This window comes from Phytohabitans rumicis, from assembly GCF_011764445.1.
In the GTDB taxonomy this organism is placed as follows: domain Bacteria; phylum Actinomycetota; class Actinomycetes; order Mycobacteriales; family Micromonosporaceae; genus Phytohabitans; species Phytohabitans rumicis.
Window position 1 is genome coordinate 3,004,436 of record NZ_BLPG01000001.1, and the last position, 15,807, is coordinate 3,020,242.

General features: G+C 70.0%; 15 protein-coding genes. 6 read left to right on the forward strand and 9 right to left on the reverse strand.

Features of this window, described 5'->3' with window-relative positions; genetic code table 11:
- Nucleotides 1-76 precede the first annotated feature (76 nt).
- Nucleotides 77-703, forward strand: a complete 627-nt coding sequence (locus Prum_RS13125; protein WP_173076793.1) for an MBL fold metallo-hydrolase — start codon at nt 77-79, stop codon at nt 701-703.
- Here the strand turns inward: Prum_RS13125 and Prum_RS13130 are convergent.
- From Prum_RS13130 to Prum_RS13140, 3 genes are all read right to left on the reverse strand, one after another.
- Nucleotides 700-1,116, reverse strand: coding sequence for a TIGR03668 family PPOX class F420-dependent oxidoreductase (locus Prum_RS13130; RefSeq protein ID WP_173076795.1), 417 nt, complete (start codon nt 1,114-1,116; stop codon nt 700-702). The genes Prum_RS13125 and Prum_RS13130 overlap by 4 nt on opposite strands.
- Nucleotides 1,117-1,136: 20 nt before the next feature.
- Nucleotides 1,137-1,574: a TrmH family RNA methyltransferase gene (locus tag Prum_RS13135; protein ID WP_308785430.1), complete on the reverse strand. Its 438-nt coding sequence runs from the start codon at nt 1,572-1,574 to the stop codon at nt 1,137-1,139.
- Between the two features lie 124 nt (nt 1,575-1,698).
- Entirely contained in the window at nt 1,699-2,640 is a 942-nt protein-coding gene (locus Prum_RS13140) for a GNAT family N-acetyltransferase (RefSeq protein WP_218577223.1), read from the reverse strand.
- A gap of 527 nt (nt 2,641-3,167) precedes the next feature.
- Here Prum_RS13140 and Prum_RS13145 point away from each other — a divergent pair.
- Nucleotides 3,168-4,139, forward strand: coding sequence for an endonuclease/exonuclease/phosphatase family protein (locus Prum_RS13145; protein WP_173076797.1), 972 nt, complete (start codon nt 3,168-3,170; stop codon nt 4,137-4,139).
- Here the strand turns inward: Prum_RS13145 and cimA are convergent.
- Nucleotides 4,113-5,705 (reverse strand): citramalate synthase, encoded by a 1,593-nt coding sequence (cimA, locus tag Prum_RS13150; protein WP_173076799.1) that lies wholly within the window; start codon nt 5,703-5,705, stop codon nt 4,113-4,115. The two genes, Prum_RS13145 and cimA, sit on opposite strands and share 27 nt — an antisense overlap.
- 223 nt (nt 5,706-5,928) lie before the next feature.
- On the opposite strand from cimA, the gene Prum_RS13155 reads away from it, so the two are divergent.
- On the forward strand, nt 5,929-6,297 hold the full coding sequence (locus Prum_RS13155) for a PRC-barrel domain containing protein (RefSeq protein ID WP_173076801.1): 369 nt from the start codon (nt 5,929-5,931) through the stop codon (nt 6,295-6,297).
- A 36-nt stretch (nt 6,298-6,333) separates the two neighbouring features.
- Nucleotides 6,334-7,083, forward strand: a complete 750-nt coding sequence (locus tag Prum_RS13160; RefSeq protein WP_173076803.1) for a tyrosine-protein phosphatase — start codon at nt 6,334-6,336, stop codon at nt 7,081-7,083.
- A 593-nt stretch (nt 7,084-7,676) separates the two neighbouring features.
- On the opposite strand, the gene Prum_RS13165 is transcribed toward Prum_RS13160, so the two are convergent.
- Together Prum_RS13165 and Prum_RS13170 are read right to left on the reverse strand one after the other, a co-directional pair.
- Entirely contained in the window at nt 7,677-8,774 is a 1,098-nt protein-coding gene (locus Prum_RS13165) for a branched-chain amino acid aminotransferase (protein ID WP_173076805.1), read from the reverse strand.
- Between the two features lie 85 nt (nt 8,775-8,859).
- Nucleotides 8,860-9,888, reverse strand: a complete 1,029-nt coding sequence (locus Prum_RS13170; RefSeq protein ID WP_173076807.1) for a 3-isopropylmalate dehydrogenase — start codon at nt 9,886-9,888, stop codon at nt 8,860-8,862.
- A 145-nt stretch (nt 9,889-10,033) separates the two neighbouring features.
- Between Prum_RS13170 and Prum_RS13175 the strand changes: the two genes are divergently transcribed.
- Both Prum_RS13175 and Prum_RS13180 read left to right on the forward strand, forming a co-directional pair.
- Nucleotides 10,034-10,912, forward strand: coding sequence for an FAD:protein FMN transferase (locus tag Prum_RS13175; protein ID WP_173076809.1), 879 nt, complete (start codon nt 10,034-10,036; stop codon nt 10,910-10,912).
- 260 nt (nt 10,913-11,172) lie between these two features.
- Nucleotides 11,173-11,535 (forward strand): hypothetical protein, encoded by a 363-nt coding sequence (locus Prum_RS13180; protein ID WP_173076811.1) that lies wholly within the window; start codon nt 11,173-11,175, stop codon nt 11,533-11,535.
- 61 nt (nt 11,536-11,596) lie between these two features.
- On the opposite strand, the gene serA is transcribed toward Prum_RS13180, so the two are convergent.
- The 3 genes from serA to ilvC form a co-directional block, all read right to left on the reverse strand.
- Entirely contained in the window at nt 11,597-13,195 is a 1,599-nt protein-coding gene (serA, locus tag Prum_RS13185; protein ID WP_173076813.1) for a phosphoglycerate dehydrogenase, read from the reverse strand.
- Nucleotides 13,196-13,391: 196 nt separating this feature from the next.
- The gene (mpgS, locus tag Prum_RS13190) at nt 13,392-14,621 is read right to left on the reverse strand and encodes a mannosyl-3-phosphoglycerate synthase (RefSeq protein ID WP_173076815.1); all 1,230 of its coding nucleotides are present in this window, start codon (nt 14,619-14,621) and stop codon (nt 13,392-13,394) included.
- Between the two features lie 163 nt (nt 14,622-14,784).
- Nucleotides 14,785-15,798, reverse strand: a complete 1,014-nt coding sequence (gene ilvC, locus Prum_RS13195; RefSeq protein ID WP_173076817.1) for a ketol-acid reductoisomerase — start codon at nt 15,796-15,798, stop codon at nt 14,785-14,787.
- Nucleotides 15,799-15,807 lie beyond the last annotated feature (9 nt).

Here is a 15,807-nt window from a genome sequence, read left to right on the forward strand (position 1 = left end):
CGCATCCAAGCGTATCAGCGAGATCACTTGAAGTACACGAAGCGTCGGGTATCCGGCACCGGGATAGGGTCGGAGTATGCGCTTGACCAAATACACGCACGCGTGCGTCCGGCTCGACAACGGTCCGCGGACGGTGGTGATCGATCCCGGCGTGTGGAGCGAAGGCGCCGCTCTCGAAGGCGCCTCCGCCGTGCTGATCACCCACGAGCACTTCGACCACGTCGACGCCGATCGCCTCGCCGCCGCACAGCAGGCCAACCCCGCCCTGAAGGTGTACGCGCCCGCAGCGGTCGTCCAGCAGTTGGAAAAGCTCGGCGACGCAGTCGTCACCGTTTCGGCCGGCGACGAGTTCGAGGCCGGTGGCTTTCCGGTACGCGCGGTCGGCGGCCAGCACGCCGAGATCTACGAAGGGCTGCCGGGCTGCGCCAACGTCGGGTACGTCATCGAGGGCGTCTACCACCCGGGCGACTCGCTCTTCGTACCGGACGCGACGGTGACCACGCTCCTCGTGCCGACGTCCGCACCGTGGCTCAAGCTCGCCGAGGGCATCGACTTCATACGCGCCGTCGCGCCGCAGCGGGCGTACTCGATCCACGACGCGATGCTCAGCCCGACCGGCGAGCAGATCATCGACCGCTGGCACGCGATGAAGGGCAACACCGAGTACGCCCGCATCCCCGTCGGCGACTCGGTAGAGGTCTAGCCTTCGGCCGCGCTCCAGGCACGCCACCGCTGTACCGCGACCTCGATGATCGGACCGTGGACGTCGACGTCGCGGTACTGGGCGTACTTTTCGCGGAGCAGGCGCACCGCACGGTCGACAACCGACCGCGCGTCGCTCACCACGGCGAGGCCGTCGGCGCGTACCCACCACAGCCGGGACCAGTCCTCGTCCCAGTGCTGCACCAGCAGCGTCACCCGCGACTCGGCGCGGATGTTGGTGTGGCGGCGCAACTCCGTACCCCGCTTGGGTTTCGCGTCCACCGCCGACCACACCATGTCACCGTCCACAACGAACGTCACGGGCACCTGATGCGCAGCGCCCGTGCCGTCCACTGTGGCCAGTGTCGCGACCCGCGCCGCCGCGAACCGGCGCCGGGCCTCCTCCGCCTTCACCACACCAACCTATCGTGGGATCAGCACATCCCGGCCAGTTTGTAGAGGACGAGCGACCCGGCGACCGCCACGTTGAGGCTCGCGCCCACGCCGACCATGGGGATCTCGACCACGTCGTCCAGCAGGTCCAACGCGTCCGGCGGAATGCCGGTCTGTTCGTGGCCGAGCACCGCCACCGTACGCCGTCGCGCCGCCGGCAGGTCCGCCAACCGGACCGCGTCCTCCGCCAACTCCACGCCGAGGACGCGCGTCCCGCCGGCCCGCTGCTTGGCCAGCCAACCCAGCGGGTTGCCCACCCAGTGCACACAGGCCGGCCGGCGCAGCGTGTTTCCCTTGTCGAGCGCGTCCGGCACCCACGGAAACGGCGGCACCGCAAGGCATGCGCCCACGGCATCGCACGTTCGCAGCAGAGTCCCGAGGTTCGCCCCGTGCAGCGGCCACAGCGGAGCGGCGATCAGATGGTCCCAACACGAGTGCTCGCGACGGCGCCGGGCGGCGCGCAAGTCGCGGTTGGAACGGAGCCGGATCGACCGGCCGGTGCTCATCGGTGGCGGGCGCACGCGCCCTTCGTCGAGCAGTTAGTCATTCGCCCAGTTTACCGTCCCAGACCATGTTGATCGCTCGCTCGAAGTTGACATAGCCAGCCCGTTCGAACGCCCGCGCCATCGGCACGTTGCCCAGATCGGTGGCGGCTCGGATCCGCGGCACGCCCTGCGCCGCAAGGATGCGCGTACCCTCGGCGAGGATGTCGTCGATGTAGCCGTGCCCGCGGTGTGCGGGCAGCACGGCGAGATATCCAATGATCGGGTTGTAGTCGTTGCGCGCCGGCGTGACGAAGCCGACCGGCTCGCCGTCCGGCAGCGTGGCCACCCGCCACCACTCGCGCGGGCTGCGATACAGCGCCAGTTCTTCCTCGTAGTGCTCGGTCGCCGCCTCCACCAAGGACAGCCGGTTCATCGCCTCGCGACTGTGCGCGTCCAGCGTGCCGTCCAGCACCAGCGTCATCAGCTCGATCACTTCCTCGCGGTCGCGCACCGGCCGAAACGCCAACCGCCCACTCGGCTCCCGAATCGGCGTACCCGGCAACCACTCCAGCCGCAGCCGCTCCACGAACAGCCGCGCTCCGGCCCCTTCGAGAAGCGCCATACGCTCCTCAACCGCGCTACGGCTCGCCGGGGTGTCCCGCCAGTCCGGCGGCACGAACCGCCCGTACTCCGGCGGCTTGGCCTCGGCGGGCACCACCGCCGCCAGCGCGGCGCTCAGCAGTTGCGCACCGTCGTCCGCGCGCCCTGCCTCGAAGTCAAAAACGTCAAAATACCGGGGTACGGCGTCTCCGCCCCGGCCCCACCACGCCGCGCGCGCGACGAGGCGGTCGCCCCGCAGGGCCACCCACATCCACTCGCGCCGCCGGCGGCCGGCGGCAAGGTCGTCCGCCAGCTCGTCATCGAGTACGTAGGGCAGCCGGTTAAACAGCTCGATCTCGTCCGGCCCACTGATCGGCCGGATGGTCAGTCCTGAATTCAAAGCACTCTCCGGGATAGAAGCGACTCACAGCAAACATCGGCCTTATCCCTCCCCTCTCGATCTCCGTCAACCTGGACCCAGGTTCTATCCCATCCCTCTCCCCCAACCACCCATTTCCCACAGTCCCTTTTGCCGTCCTACCTGGGCCCGGCAAGGCGCGCCCTCCGTGACTGGAACGTCAGTGCTGCTATCCGGGCCCTATTACGGCACTGGTGTTCCAGTCACGGGCACGCCGTCCGCCCACGCTCGTCCGCGCTGCCGCCGCGGCCAGCCCAGCGCGGCACGCGGCCCCAGGGCGGCCGGCCCGCGCCGATCAAGGAATTCCGCGTCGATCAAGGGCGAACGGTCGTGGATCGGAGATCAAAGCACGGCCGTTTGCCCTTGATCGACGCCGAGAGGCGCTGAGGGACGCCGAGAGGCGCCGGGAGGCGCCGGGACGGCGTGAGGCGCGAGAGGTGGCAGGGGGGCGGGAGGATCTTCACGGGATCTCCGCCAATGGGGTCACCGGGCGGGCTAGCGTGCCAGGCATGACGCCGGGGATCACTCGGGCGCTGACGGTGCTCTGCTGGGCGCTGGCCGTGCCGGGACTGTTGTGGGCGGCGGTCCGGCTCCTGGGGGTGGAGCGTGGGCCGCTGGTGCAGTTGCTGGCGTTCACGCCGTACGTGGCGGGCTGGAGCCTGGTACCGGTGGCGCTGGCCCTCGGGCTGCGGCGCTGGTGGCCGGCGGGCGTCGCGGCCGTGGCGGCTGTGGCGCTGATCGGCGTAGTGGCGCCCCGGGCGGTCGGCGCCACGCAGCCTGTCGACGGCCCACGGCTGCGGGTGCTCACCGCCAACATCCTCGGCGGCGGCGCGGACATGGCGGTCCTCGCCCAGTTGGTACGGGAGCACGACGTCGACGTACTGGCCGTGCAGGAGTTCACGCCGGGCTCGGCCGCGCTGCTCGACGCGTACGGGCTGGCCGAGTTGATGCCTTACCGGCAGTTGAACCCGGTGGACAGCGCCGCCGGCTCGGGGCTCTACTCGCGGCTGCCGATCACCGACGGGGGCGTACGTCGCAACGACGGTGGTTTCACGCAGGCGTACGCGACTGTGCACGCTCCGGATGCGGCACCGGTCACTGTGGAGTCTGTGCATCCGGCGGCGCCGTACTCCGTGGCGATGGTCCCCAGTTGGCGTACCGACCTCAATGGACAGCCGAGAGCCACCCCGGAAGGGCCGATCCGGGTCCTGGCCGGCGACTTCAACGCCACATTGGACCACGCGCCGCTGCGCCGCCTGCTGGACTCCGGATACCGGGACGCCGCGGATGCCGCCGGCGCGGGGCTCACCGGCACGTGGGGGCCATATGACGGGGACCGGATCCCGCCGGTCGCCATCGACCACGTGCTGGTGGACCGCCGCGTCGGCGTGCGTGACGTGTCCGTGTTGCGGCTGCCGGGCAGCGACCACCGCCCGGTGCTGGCGGAACTGGCGCTACCGGACGGAAGCGGCGGAGTATGACAGGCCGTAGGTGAGGGCGTCGACGAGCGCGTGCCAGCTCGCCTCGACCACGTTCTCGTGTACGCCTACCGTCGTCCAGTCGCGACCGCCACCGTCCACTGTCTCCACGAGCACCCGGGTGATGGCCCCGGTGCCGTGGCTGCCTTCCAGGATGCGCACCTTGTAATCGGCCAGCTCGAAGTGGGCCAGCTCCGGGTAGTGCCGCTTCAGCGCCACCCGCAGCGCCTCGTCGAGAGCGTTCACCGGGCCGTTTCCCTCGGCGGTAGCGATGACGCGCTCTCCGCGTACCCGGACTTTAACGGTCGCCTCGGAGACGACCGCGCCGTCTTCGCGGTGCTCGACCTGGACGCGGTAGGACTCAAGGCCGAACGGCCGCGCGGCGTTCTCGCCCGGGAGTTCCGAGCGGACGAGCAGTTCGAACGACGCGTCAGCGGCCTCGAACGACCAGCCACCGGCCTCCAACTCCTTGACCCGCTTGGTGACGCGGGACAGCGCCTCGGGATGGCCGGCCAGGTCCAGACCGAGCTCGCGGCTCTTGAGCTCGATGCTCGCCCGGCCGGCCATCTCCGTTACCAGGATCCGCATGTCGTTGCCCACAATGGACGGATCCACGTGGTTGTAGAGCACCGGATCCACTTTGATCGCGCTCGCGTGCAGCCCCGCCTTGTGGGCGAATGCGGCGGCCCCGACGTATGCCTGGTGGGTGTCGGGGGCGATGTTGGCGATCTCGGCGATGGCGTGCGATACGCGCACCATCTGTTCCAGGCAGCCGTCCGGTAGGACGGGCAGCCCGAGCTTGAGTTGCAGGTTGGCGACGACGGCGAAGAGGTCCGCGTTGCCGGGGCGCTCGCCGTATCCGTTGGCCGTGCACTGGAAGTGCTTCACGCCCGCCTCGACCGCGGCGACGGTGTTGGCGACGGCGCAGGAGGTGTCGTTCTGGCAGTGGATGCCGAGGCGCTCGGGGCCGACGCCGAGCCGCTCGACCAGTTCGCCGATGGCCGCGGTGACGCGGGAGGGCAGCATGCCGCCGTTCGTGTCGCACATCACCACGACCTCCGCGCCCGCCTCCAGCGCCGCGGAGACGACAGAGGAGGTGTACGACGGGTCGAAGCGGTAGCCGTCGAAGAAGTGCTCGCAGTCGAGGAAGACGCGGCGGCCCTCGGCGACGAAGTGGGCGACGCTGTCGCGTACCATCGCGAGATTTTCCGCCCCGGTGGTGCGGAGTGCCCGCTCGACGTGGCGGATGTCGGACTTGGCGACGAGACAGACGGCCTGCGTCTCCGCGTCGAGGAGAGCGCGCACCTGGGGGTCGTCGGCGACCGCGACGCCGGCCTTGCGGGTCGCCCCGAAGGCCACCAGCACGGCATGCTTCAGGTCCAGTTCGGTCCGGGCTCTACGGAAGAACTCGGTGTCCTTGGGCATCGCTCCCGGCCAGCCGCCCTCGATGAAGCCGACGCCGAACTCATCCAGCAGGCGTGCCACCGCGAGCTTGTCCACGACCGAGTAGCTGATCCCCTCACGCTGGGCCCCATCGCGCAGCGTGGTGTCGAACACCTGGAAGGTCATCTGGGGGCTCCCTTCTTTCTGAACCAACAAAAAGACCCCCGCGGTCGCGGGAGGTCTGCGCGCTCGGCGTGAGGGGTGCCGGCGCGCTAGGTGCCAATAATGAGTGCGAGAGTCACGGAACGTACTCTGCCACTTCCTGCGCGCGTTTGGGTAGCTAAGTCCACATCCCGGGAACGGTTAGGGCTCCCTCGATACCGGGTACGGAGACTATCGAAAGGAGTTGATGATTGTGGAAAGCCTGGACCCCCGGAGCCCATTCAACCCGTGGACGTATCGGGACGATGCCGGTCTAACCGGCGCGGACCTGGTCGGCTACAAGGTGGAGGCGATCGACGGCGGCATCGGCAAGGTCGACCGGTGCAGCTATGAGGTCAACTCCAGCTACCTGGTGGTCGACACCGGTCCGTGGATCTTCGGCAAGAAGGTCATGCTGCCGGCGGGCGTCGTCAACAACGTCGACCACGACGACCGCAAGGTGTACGTCGGCCGGAGCAAGGACGAGATCAAGTCCGCACCGGAGTTCGACGAGACGACGTACGCCGAACCCGCGTACCGCGACAAGCTCGGGTCGTACTACGGCGGGATGTATTAAAGATCATGAAGCGCCCTCGCATCGCGGGGGCGCTTCATGCTGTGCGCTACCGTGGCGGTCGTGGATCGCACGCTGTCCTTCGCCACCACGTTCAACTTCCGGGATGTCGGCGGGTACGCCGGCCACGAGGGCCGCAAGGTGCGCTGGCGGCGGCTGTTCCGCTCCGACTCCCTGCACCGCCTGAACGGGGCGGACGACGAGGTGTTCGCCGCGCTCGGCGTCCGCACCGTGATCGACCTGCGCCGGCCGCACGAGGTGAGCCGGGACGGACGGGTCCCCGCGTACGACGGACTCGGCTACCGCCACATCCACCCCGAGCACCAGGACTGGGACGAGGTCCCGTACGAGGAACGGCTCGGCGTCGCCCGCTACCTCGCGAACCGGTACGCCGACCTCGCGGAGCAGGGTCGCGCCGGGATCGCGTCCGCGGTGGGAGTCATCGCGGACGCGGAGAGCGCGCCGGTCGTCGTGCACTGCGTCGCGGGCAAGGACCGCACCGGCGTGGTGTGCGCGCTGACCCTGTCGGTCCTGGGCGTGAGCGACGCGGACATCGCCGCCGACTACGCCCTGAGCACCGCCGCCTCGGAGCGCTTCACGGCGTGGCTGCGCGCGCAGGACCGGCTCAAGCGCGAGGTGCCGCAGCCGTACTTCTCCTCGCCCGCCGAGGCGATGCTCCTCTTCCTGGCCGAGCTGCGCGAGCGACACGGCTCGGCGGAGGGCTACCTCCTGGCCGCCGGCCTCCCGAAGAACCAGATCGAGGCCCTACGCACCCACCTGCTCGCCTGAGCCCAGCCGCCCCGCCCCCTCTTGGCCCCGCCCTTTTGGCGCCGCCCCCTCTTTGCGTCGATCAAGGGCAAACGGCCGTGCTTTGATCTCCGATCCACGACCCTTTCCCCTTGATCGGCGCAGAAGTCCTTGATCGACGGAGGGCCGGCGCCCTCCCTCGTGGTTCGGGCACGGACGGGACTGTGGCGACTAGCTGCCCCTGGAGGGGCAATAGCTCGCCACGATCGCTCGGCGCCGGCCCCTGCGGGGCGCGCAGGCGGCGGGCCCAGCGCGAGGCCGGATAGCGGAGGCGCCAGCACGCCGGACGCGCCGCAAGCCCCTGGCGCGCAGACCGCTAGGCGCCCACCGCGGCCTCGCGAGGTTATGCACCGCGCAGCGGCCGCGCCGCACCCATGGGACGCACCCCGCCCGCTCTCCCGAAGGCCCGGTTACCCGCCACTGCGCGGCGCGCCGATCAAGGACTTCTTCGCCGATCAAGGGCAAACGGTCGTGGTTCGGAGATCAAAGCACGACCGTTTGCCCTTGATCGACGCCAAGAGAAGGCGCCTAGCAGAAGGCGCCAGCGGAAGGCGCTAAGAGAAGGGCGGAGTGGGCTAGAGGACGCGGTGGACCCAGCCGTAGGGGTCGGTGGCGCGGCCGCGTTGGATGTCTACCAGCCGCTGGCGGAGCGACATCGTCACCTCACCCGGGCCGGCGTCACCCATCACGAACTCGCCGTCCGGCGTGCGCACGGTGCCGATCGGGGTGATCACGGCCGCGGTGCCGCAGGCGAAGACCTCGCGCAGCCGGCCGCTCTCGGCGTCCGCGCGCCACTCCTCGATGCTGACCGGCCGCTCCTCCACGGTCTGCCCGGCCGCGCGCGCCAGCGTGATCACCGACTCGCGGGTGATGCCGGGCAGGATCGTGCCGGACAGCGGCGGCGTGGCGAGCGTGCCGTCGTCGTACACGAAGAAGACGTTCATGCCGCCGAGTTCGTCGACGTACTTGCGCTGCACCGCGTCGAGGAAGATGACCTGGTCGCAGCCGTGCTCGATGGCCTCCGCCTGGGCGGCCAGGGATGCGGCGTAGTTGCCGCCGCACTTGGCCGCGCCGGTGCCGCCGGGCGCCGCCCGGGTGTACTCCTGCGAGACCCACAGCGCGACCGGCTTGATCCCGCCCGAGAAGTACGACCCCACGGGCGAGGCGATCAGCACGTACAGGTACTCCTGGGCCGGACGGACGCCGAGGAACACCTCGCTGGCGAACATGAACGGGCGCAGGTAGAGGCTGCTGTCGTCGCTGGTCGGGACCCACTCCCGGTCGATCTCGATGATCTGGTGCAGCGTGTCCAGGAAGACCTGCTCGGGCAGGGGCGCCATGGACATGCGCTCGGCGGACGCGTTGAACCGGCGCGCGTTGGCGTCCGGCCGGAACATGGTCACGCCACCGTCTGCCGCGTGGTACGCCTTCAGCCCCTCGAAGATCTCCTGGGCGTAGTGCAGGACCGCGCTCGCCGGGTCCATCGGGATGGGTGCCCGGGCCTCGACGCGGGCGTCGTACCAGCCCTTGCCGTCGGCGTACCGGATCGTGACCATGTGGTCGGTGAAGATGCGGCCGAATCCCGGGTTGGCCATCAGCGCGGCGCGCTCGGCGGCCGATACCGGCTGAGGATTCGGACGGATCTCGAAGTCGAGCTTGTCACCACCGCTCATGGCGTTGGACCTCCAAAGGGTACGGGAATGCAGGATACCCCGAACGCTCGTTCAAAGCGCGGGGTGGAACGACGTCCAGCGGGCGTCAGGCGGCCTGCGCGGCCAACCGGTCGCCGACCTCGGCGGTACGCACCGGCACGCCCGGGGTACGGGACGCGAGCTCGGTCGCGACCGCCTCGAATACTCGGCGGGCCTCGTCGGCGTGCCCGAGGTGGTCGAGCAGCAGCGAAGCGGACAGCACGGCCGCGACCGGGTCGGCCACGCCCTTGCCGGCGATGTCCGGGGCGGAGCCGTGCACCGGCTCGAACATCGAGGGGAACTGCCGCGTCGGGTTGATGGACCCGCTCGCGGCCAGCCCGATGCCGCCGGTCACGGCGGCGGCGATGTCGGTGAGGATGTCGCCGAAGAGGTTGTCGGTGACCACCACGTCGTACCGCTGGGGCTGGGTCACCATGAACATGGCGGCCGCGTCGACGTGCTGGTACTCGGTCTCCACGTCGGGAAACTCGGCCTTCACCGCGTCGAACGCGCGCGACCACAGCGAGCCGGCGTGGGTCAGCACGTTGGTCTTGTGCACCAGGGTGACCTTGCGGCGCTCGCGGCGCTGTGCCCGCGCGAACGCGTCGCGGATGACCCGCTCGACGCCGTGCCGGGTGTTGAGGCTCTCCTCGGTCGCCACCTCGGCGGGCGTGTCGCGGTGCATCGTGCCGCCGGCGCCGGCGTACAGCCCTTCGGTGCCCTCCCGCACGACCACGAAGTCGATCTCGCCGGCCTTCACGTGGGCCAGCGGGCTGGAGGTGCCGGGCCAGAGCCGGGCGGGGCGCAGGTTGACGTACTGGTCGAAGTCGAAGCGGAGCTTGAGCAGCAGGCCGCGCTCAAGGACTCCCGGCGGGACGGTCGGGTCGCCGACCGCGCCCAGCAGGATCGCGTCGTGGCCGGCCAGCTCGTCGCGGACCGAGTCGGGCAGCACCTCACCCGTGCGGTGGTAGCGCGCCGCGCCCAGGTCGTACTCGGTGGCGGTCACCCCGGGCAGTACGGCGTCGATGACCTTGCGGGCCTCCGCGACTACCTCGGTCCCGATGCCATCCCCGGCCACCACCGCGATCCGTGCCACGTCAAACCCCTTCGTCGGAAGTGTGCTGAAGGAACGTTAATCGCCCGTCCCGATTTTCGGTACGAGCCTCCCGCCATTTGGTACACAGGAGGTTCTCAGAAAATACCCATGATCCAGTCACCTTTACCCCCTACCTTCTAACACCATGGCGATCCAGCAGGCATCGGGGCCGAGCACGAGCATCGCACGGGCCCCGAGGAGCACCATCAGGGACGGCCGGGGCCGCGCCGACCTGTGGCTCGGTTACCAGGGTCCGGCCAACCGTCCGTTCGGCGCCTCGACCGCGGCCGCCGCCGGGCGCGTGGTGGCCCGGCACGCCGTACACACCTCCGCGGCCGACTTCTCGCTCATGCTGGTGGCGCCCGAGTGGATGAGCCGCCGCGCGATCAGCGAGGCCATCGCCGACGCGGTCGCCGAGCTGCGCGCGATCGACGTCACCTACAGCCCGCTGCGCCGCAACAGCCTGGTCTCGCTGCTGCGCCGCGGCGAGGTGTCCGCCGAGGCGTACCCGCCGCTGGCCGACATCGTGGCCCGGTGCGACGCGATGCGCGCCGCCACCGACGGATGGTTCGACGCCTGGGCGGTGCCCGGCGGCTTCGACCCGGGCGGCCTGCTGAAGGGCTGGGCCGTCGACCGCGCCGCGGCGCGGTTGCGCGCCGCCGGCATCGAGGACTACGCCGTCGTCAGCGAGGCGGATCTCACGGTACGCGGGCACGCGCCCCATGGCGGCCCATGGCGCGTCGCCGTCCACCATCCGCGCGAGCCCCGCCGGATCGCCATGGTCCTGGAGATGACCGAGGGCGCGGTGGGCGCCTCCGGACTGACCGGCCACCGCGGTCACGTGGTCGACCCGCACGTCGCCGAGATCGTCCGTCACGAGGGCGCCGCCGTCGTCACCGGGCCCGACCTGGCCGTGGCCGACGCGTACGCGACCGCCCTCTTCGCCGCCGGTCCGGCCGGCCTGGGCTGGTTTCCCACAGTGGACGGTTACCGGATGTTGATCGCCGAGTGCCGCCCCACCTGAAAGAGCCACCTAAAGACCAGCCCCCGCGGTCTCGGCAAGGAACCGCGAGGGCTGATCAAAGATCGAGTACGCGTGGCTCGCGCACACGGGAGGTGCGATCAACACCCGTGGACCACGTCACCCGAAGACGCGCCCACGCGGTGTGTAACCGGATGAACACGGTATCGATTCGGCCGCGGGCGACGCAAGACAAGCGCCCGCACCGCGTGTCGTATGGGGCGGGTCCCCTTGACGTTCACCGGATGGCAATATCTGTGCCCGTGAGTTTTGACCTCGTCGTGTGGGCCCTGGACGATGGCGCCACGCCAGCGGACGTACGGGCGGCGCATGAGCTGTGCCGCGAAGGTGAGCACGCGGAGGGCCAGGTCGACCGCCGGATCGGCGCCTTCTACGCCGAGCTCACCGCCCAGTACTCCGACAAGGAGCCGGTCGCGGACAGCCCATGGACCGACGCTCCCCTGCACGTCGCGCCCGACCACGTCATGATGTGCCTGTCCGAGTCGTGCGCCGACGCGGTCCTGGAGGCCATCGAGCGCCTGGCCGGCGAAAACAACCTCATGCTCCTCGACCTGCAGGACGGCTCCGTCTACCCGCCGCCGAGCCGCGTCGCGTCCTCCCAGTGATCAGGGCGTCCTTCACGTCGTTATAGCGACTTGAAGGACGCCCTGATCACGGAAGAGGGTGCTATTCGTCGCGGAGGTCGGCCGCGCTGGCCGCAGTCGCGCCGATCACATCCGCGGCCTCCGTGAGCAGCTCGGCGCCCACCGCCCCGTCGACGGTCAACGTCATCAGCGCCTCGCCGCCGGCCTCGCGCCGGGCCACCTGCATCGCCGCGATGTTGACGCCGTGCTCGCCGAGCAGCGAACCGATTGCGCCGACCACGCCGGGCCGGTCGGCGTACCGGAAGAAGAGCAGGATGCCGTCGGCGGTCAGCTCCAGGTCGAACCCGTCGACCTCGGTGAGCTTGATGGTCTCCCGGCTGCCGCTGATGACGACCGTGCCGGAGACGCTGACCGTACGGCCGTCGGGCAGCGCGCCCCGCACGGACACCAGGGTCGGCTCCTCGGCCGAGTCGGCGTGCGTGTGCAGGTCGACCTCGACGCCCCGGTCGGCGGCGAACAGCGGCGCGTTCACGTACGTCACCTGCTCCTCGACCACCGAGGTGAACAGGCCCTTGGTGGCGGCCAGCTTGAGCACCGAGACGTCGTTGCCGGCGGCCTCGCCGCGCACCTCGACCGTGACGCTGGAGGCCACCCCGCCGGCGACCGCGGTGAAGACCTTGCCGAGCTTTTCGGCGAGCGGCAGCAGCGGACGCACGTCTTCGGCCACCACGCCGCCGGCCTGCACGTTGACCGCGTCCGGCACGAACTCGCCCTGCAGCGCCAGCTTGACGCTCTTGGCCACGGACAGGCCGGCCTTGTCCTGCGCCTCGGCCGTGGACGCGCCGAGGTGCGGGGTCGCCACCACGTTGTCGAACGCGAACAGCGGCGACGAGGTGCACGGCTCCTTGACGTACACGTCGATGCCGGCACCGCCGACGCGGCCCTCGGCGATCGCGTCAGCCAGGGCCTGCTCGTCGATCAGGCCGCCGCGCGCGGCGTTGACGATGCGGACGCCGGGCTTGACGGTGGCCAGCTCCTTCTCCCCGATGAGGCCGACCGTCTCCGGGGTCTTGGGCAGGTGGATCGAGATGAAGTCGCTCTCCCGCAGCAGCTCCTCCAGGCCCACCAGGCGCACGCCGAGCTGGGCCGCGCGGGCCGGCTGGACGTACGGGTCGTACGCGATCAGGCGGGTGCCGAACGCGGCGATCCGCTGCGCGAAGAGCACGCCGATGCGACCCAGGCCGACGACGCCGACGGTCTTGCCCTGGATCTCCACGCCGGTGTACTTGGACCGCTTCCACTCGCCGGCCTTGAGCGCGGAGCTGGCGCTGGCCGTGTTGCGGGCCACCGCGAGCAGCAGCGCGACGGCCTGCTCAGCGGCCGAGACGATGTTGGACGTCGGGGCGTTGACAACCATGACGCCGCGGGCGGTCGCGGCCGCGACCTCGACGTTGTCGAGGCCCACGCCGGCGCGGGCGACCACCTTCAGCTTGGGCGCCGCGGCGATGGCCTCGGCGTTGATCTGGGTAGCGCTCCGCACGATGACCGCGTGGGCCTCGGCCAGCGCGGCGAGGAGGGCCGCGCGGTCGGTGCCATCCACATGGCGTACGTCGAAGTCGTGCGCGAGCACGTCAATGGCGGCGGGAGCGAGCTCTTCAGCGATGAGTACGACGGGAGTCATCTGTCCTCGTAGAGTCGTTTGGGCGGGTCGGCGCACACCTTGAGACAGCGCGCCGCTCTGCGCCCTGCGCCTCCCCCAAGCGAGCGGACGGATCTCGATGGAGGTGCGCCCTCACCGCGATCGTAGGCGCACGAGAACCCTCCGTCGCTCCCGCCTCAGCGTGAGCGCCCTCACAAAACCGACACAACCGGCGCCATTACCCCACGGGGTGACGATCGACACGCGCCAACCGGCGCCCGATCTGCCGGAACGACTCGGCCTCCGTCGACAGCGCGTCGAGGAACGTGTCGAACGCGAGCGATCCCACCGGCGGGTAGATCCGCTCGCGGGGCGGCTCCTGGCCCGGCGTGAGCGCCCCCTCGGCGACCATGAACTCCAGGATGGCCTCGCGGACCGCGGGCAGCGCCACGGGCGAGTGGTAGAGCACGTTGAGGGCCTGCATCCGCATGCCCTTGACGTGGTCTTCGCCCTTGTTGTCGTGGAAGTGCGGGTTGCGGGTCTCGATCTGCAGCACCGGCACCGAGTGCGGCAGCACCTGCGGCGAGATGACGGGCAGCACCCCGCCGAACTGCTCGAACAGCTCGACGTACTCGAACGGCTCGACCGCGAACCCGCCGGCCAGCCGCATGCGCAGGCCGAGGTCGAGGCTGAGCGCGTGCTCGCCGGCGTTGCCGGTGGCGATCACCTCGGTGCCGAAGCCCGAGTACTCCGCCACCAGGCGGTTCAGGAACATGTTGGTCACCTCGGAACTGCGGCCGCGCCGGCTGAAGAACAGGCGCCCGTCGCGCAGCTTGGGCTTGGAGTGCCACGAGATCCGGACCATCGAGTACGGGCTGTCGGCCGAGGCCAGGTGCAGCCCGGCGGCGTACGCCTTGCAGTACTCGTTGACCGCCCCGGGGACGTAGTTGTCGGCGTCGACGTAGCCGACGTACCGGCGGCCGGTCATGGCCGCCATCGCCATGCCGATCAGCATGGCCTCGCCCTTGCCGGTGCGGACCAGCCCTTCGTCGTCGATCATCTCCGGCATGCCGGCCGCCTTGATCGCCGCGGCCAGGCCGGGGTCGCGCTGGTGTATGGCCATCGCCGGACGCTCCGCGACCCGGCAGAACTGCTCGACGCTCTGCACCTCAATCTCGTACCGATCGATCGGCTGTCGAGCACTGTTACTGACGAGAATGATGAGACAGTCGTGCGGAATTCCGGAGAGCACGCCCTCAATTACTCTGCGTGTCTCATTCATGCACGGAATAACGACGACCAATTCCGATTCGATCGCGCGGATGTTATCCGGCGCAACGATCTGGCTATGGCTTCCGCCCTGGTCAGCGCCGCGCTGCGCGCCCGAGTCGAGCTCGATGACGCGCTGAAGCTCGTGGATCCGGACGGCGCCGAAGCGCTCGGTTCGGTGCGGTTGCTCCAGACGCATGAATCGACGGTACCTGAGCCATCGATTAAGCGCGCGTAAGCGATAGGGTCCCTCGCTGAATTGACGCCCGCGCAATCTGCCGGCAACACGCTCTCACCCCACCCGTGATCAGGGCGTCCCTCAAGTCGCTCTAGCAACGTGAGGGACGCCCTGATCAAGCGGTTTAGGCGGTTTCGGTGATGGGGCGGTCGACCCAGCTCATCATGGCCCGCAGCTTCTTGCCGGTCTCCTCGATCGGGTGCGCGGCGCCCTGCTCGCGGTACTTGATGAAGTTGGGGCGGCCGGCGTCGTCCTCGGCGATCAGCTCGCGGGCGAAGCTGCCGTCCTGGATCTCGCCCAGGATCCGCTGCATCTCCTCCTTGACCCGGGCGTCGATCACGCGCGGGCCACGGGTGTAGTCGCCGTACTCGGCGGTGTCCGAGACGCTGTAGCGCATCCGGGCGATGCCACCCTCGTACATGAGGTCGACGATCAGCTTCAGCTCGTGCAGGCACTCGAAGTAGGCCACCTCGGGGGTGTACCCGGCCTCGGTGAGCACCTCGAAGCCGGTCTGCACCAGCGCGGACGCGCCGCCGCAGAGGACCGCCTGCTCGCCGAACAGGTCGGTCTCCGTCTCCTCCGTGAACGTCGTCTTGATGACGCCCGCGCGGGAGCCGCCGATGCCCTTGGCGTACGACAGGGCCAGCGCCAGCGCGCCACCCGTGGCGTCCTGCTCGACGGCGACCAGGCAGGGCACGCCCTTGCCGTCGACGTACTGCCGGCGCACCAGGTGCCCCGGGCCCTTCGGCGCGACCATGGCCACGTCGATGTCGGCCGGCGGCTCGATCAGCCCGTACCGGATGTTGAGCCCGTGGCCGAAGAAGAGCGCCTTGCCCGCGGTGAGGTTGGGCGCGATGTCCTCGGCGTAGATCTTCCGCTGCGCGGTGTCCGGCGCGAGCAGCATGATGACGTCGGCCCACGCGCTCACCTCGGCCGGGGTGCCGACCGTCAGACCCTGCTCCTGCGCCTTCGGCCGGCTCTTGGAGCCCTCCTGCAGACCGATCCGCACCTCGACACCCGAGTCGCGCAGGGACAGCGCGTGGGCGTGGCCCTGGCTGCCGTACCCGATGACGGCGACCTTCTTGCCCTGGATGATGCCCAGGTCGGCGTCGTCGTCGTAGAAGACCTCAGCGGCCATGATCGTTTG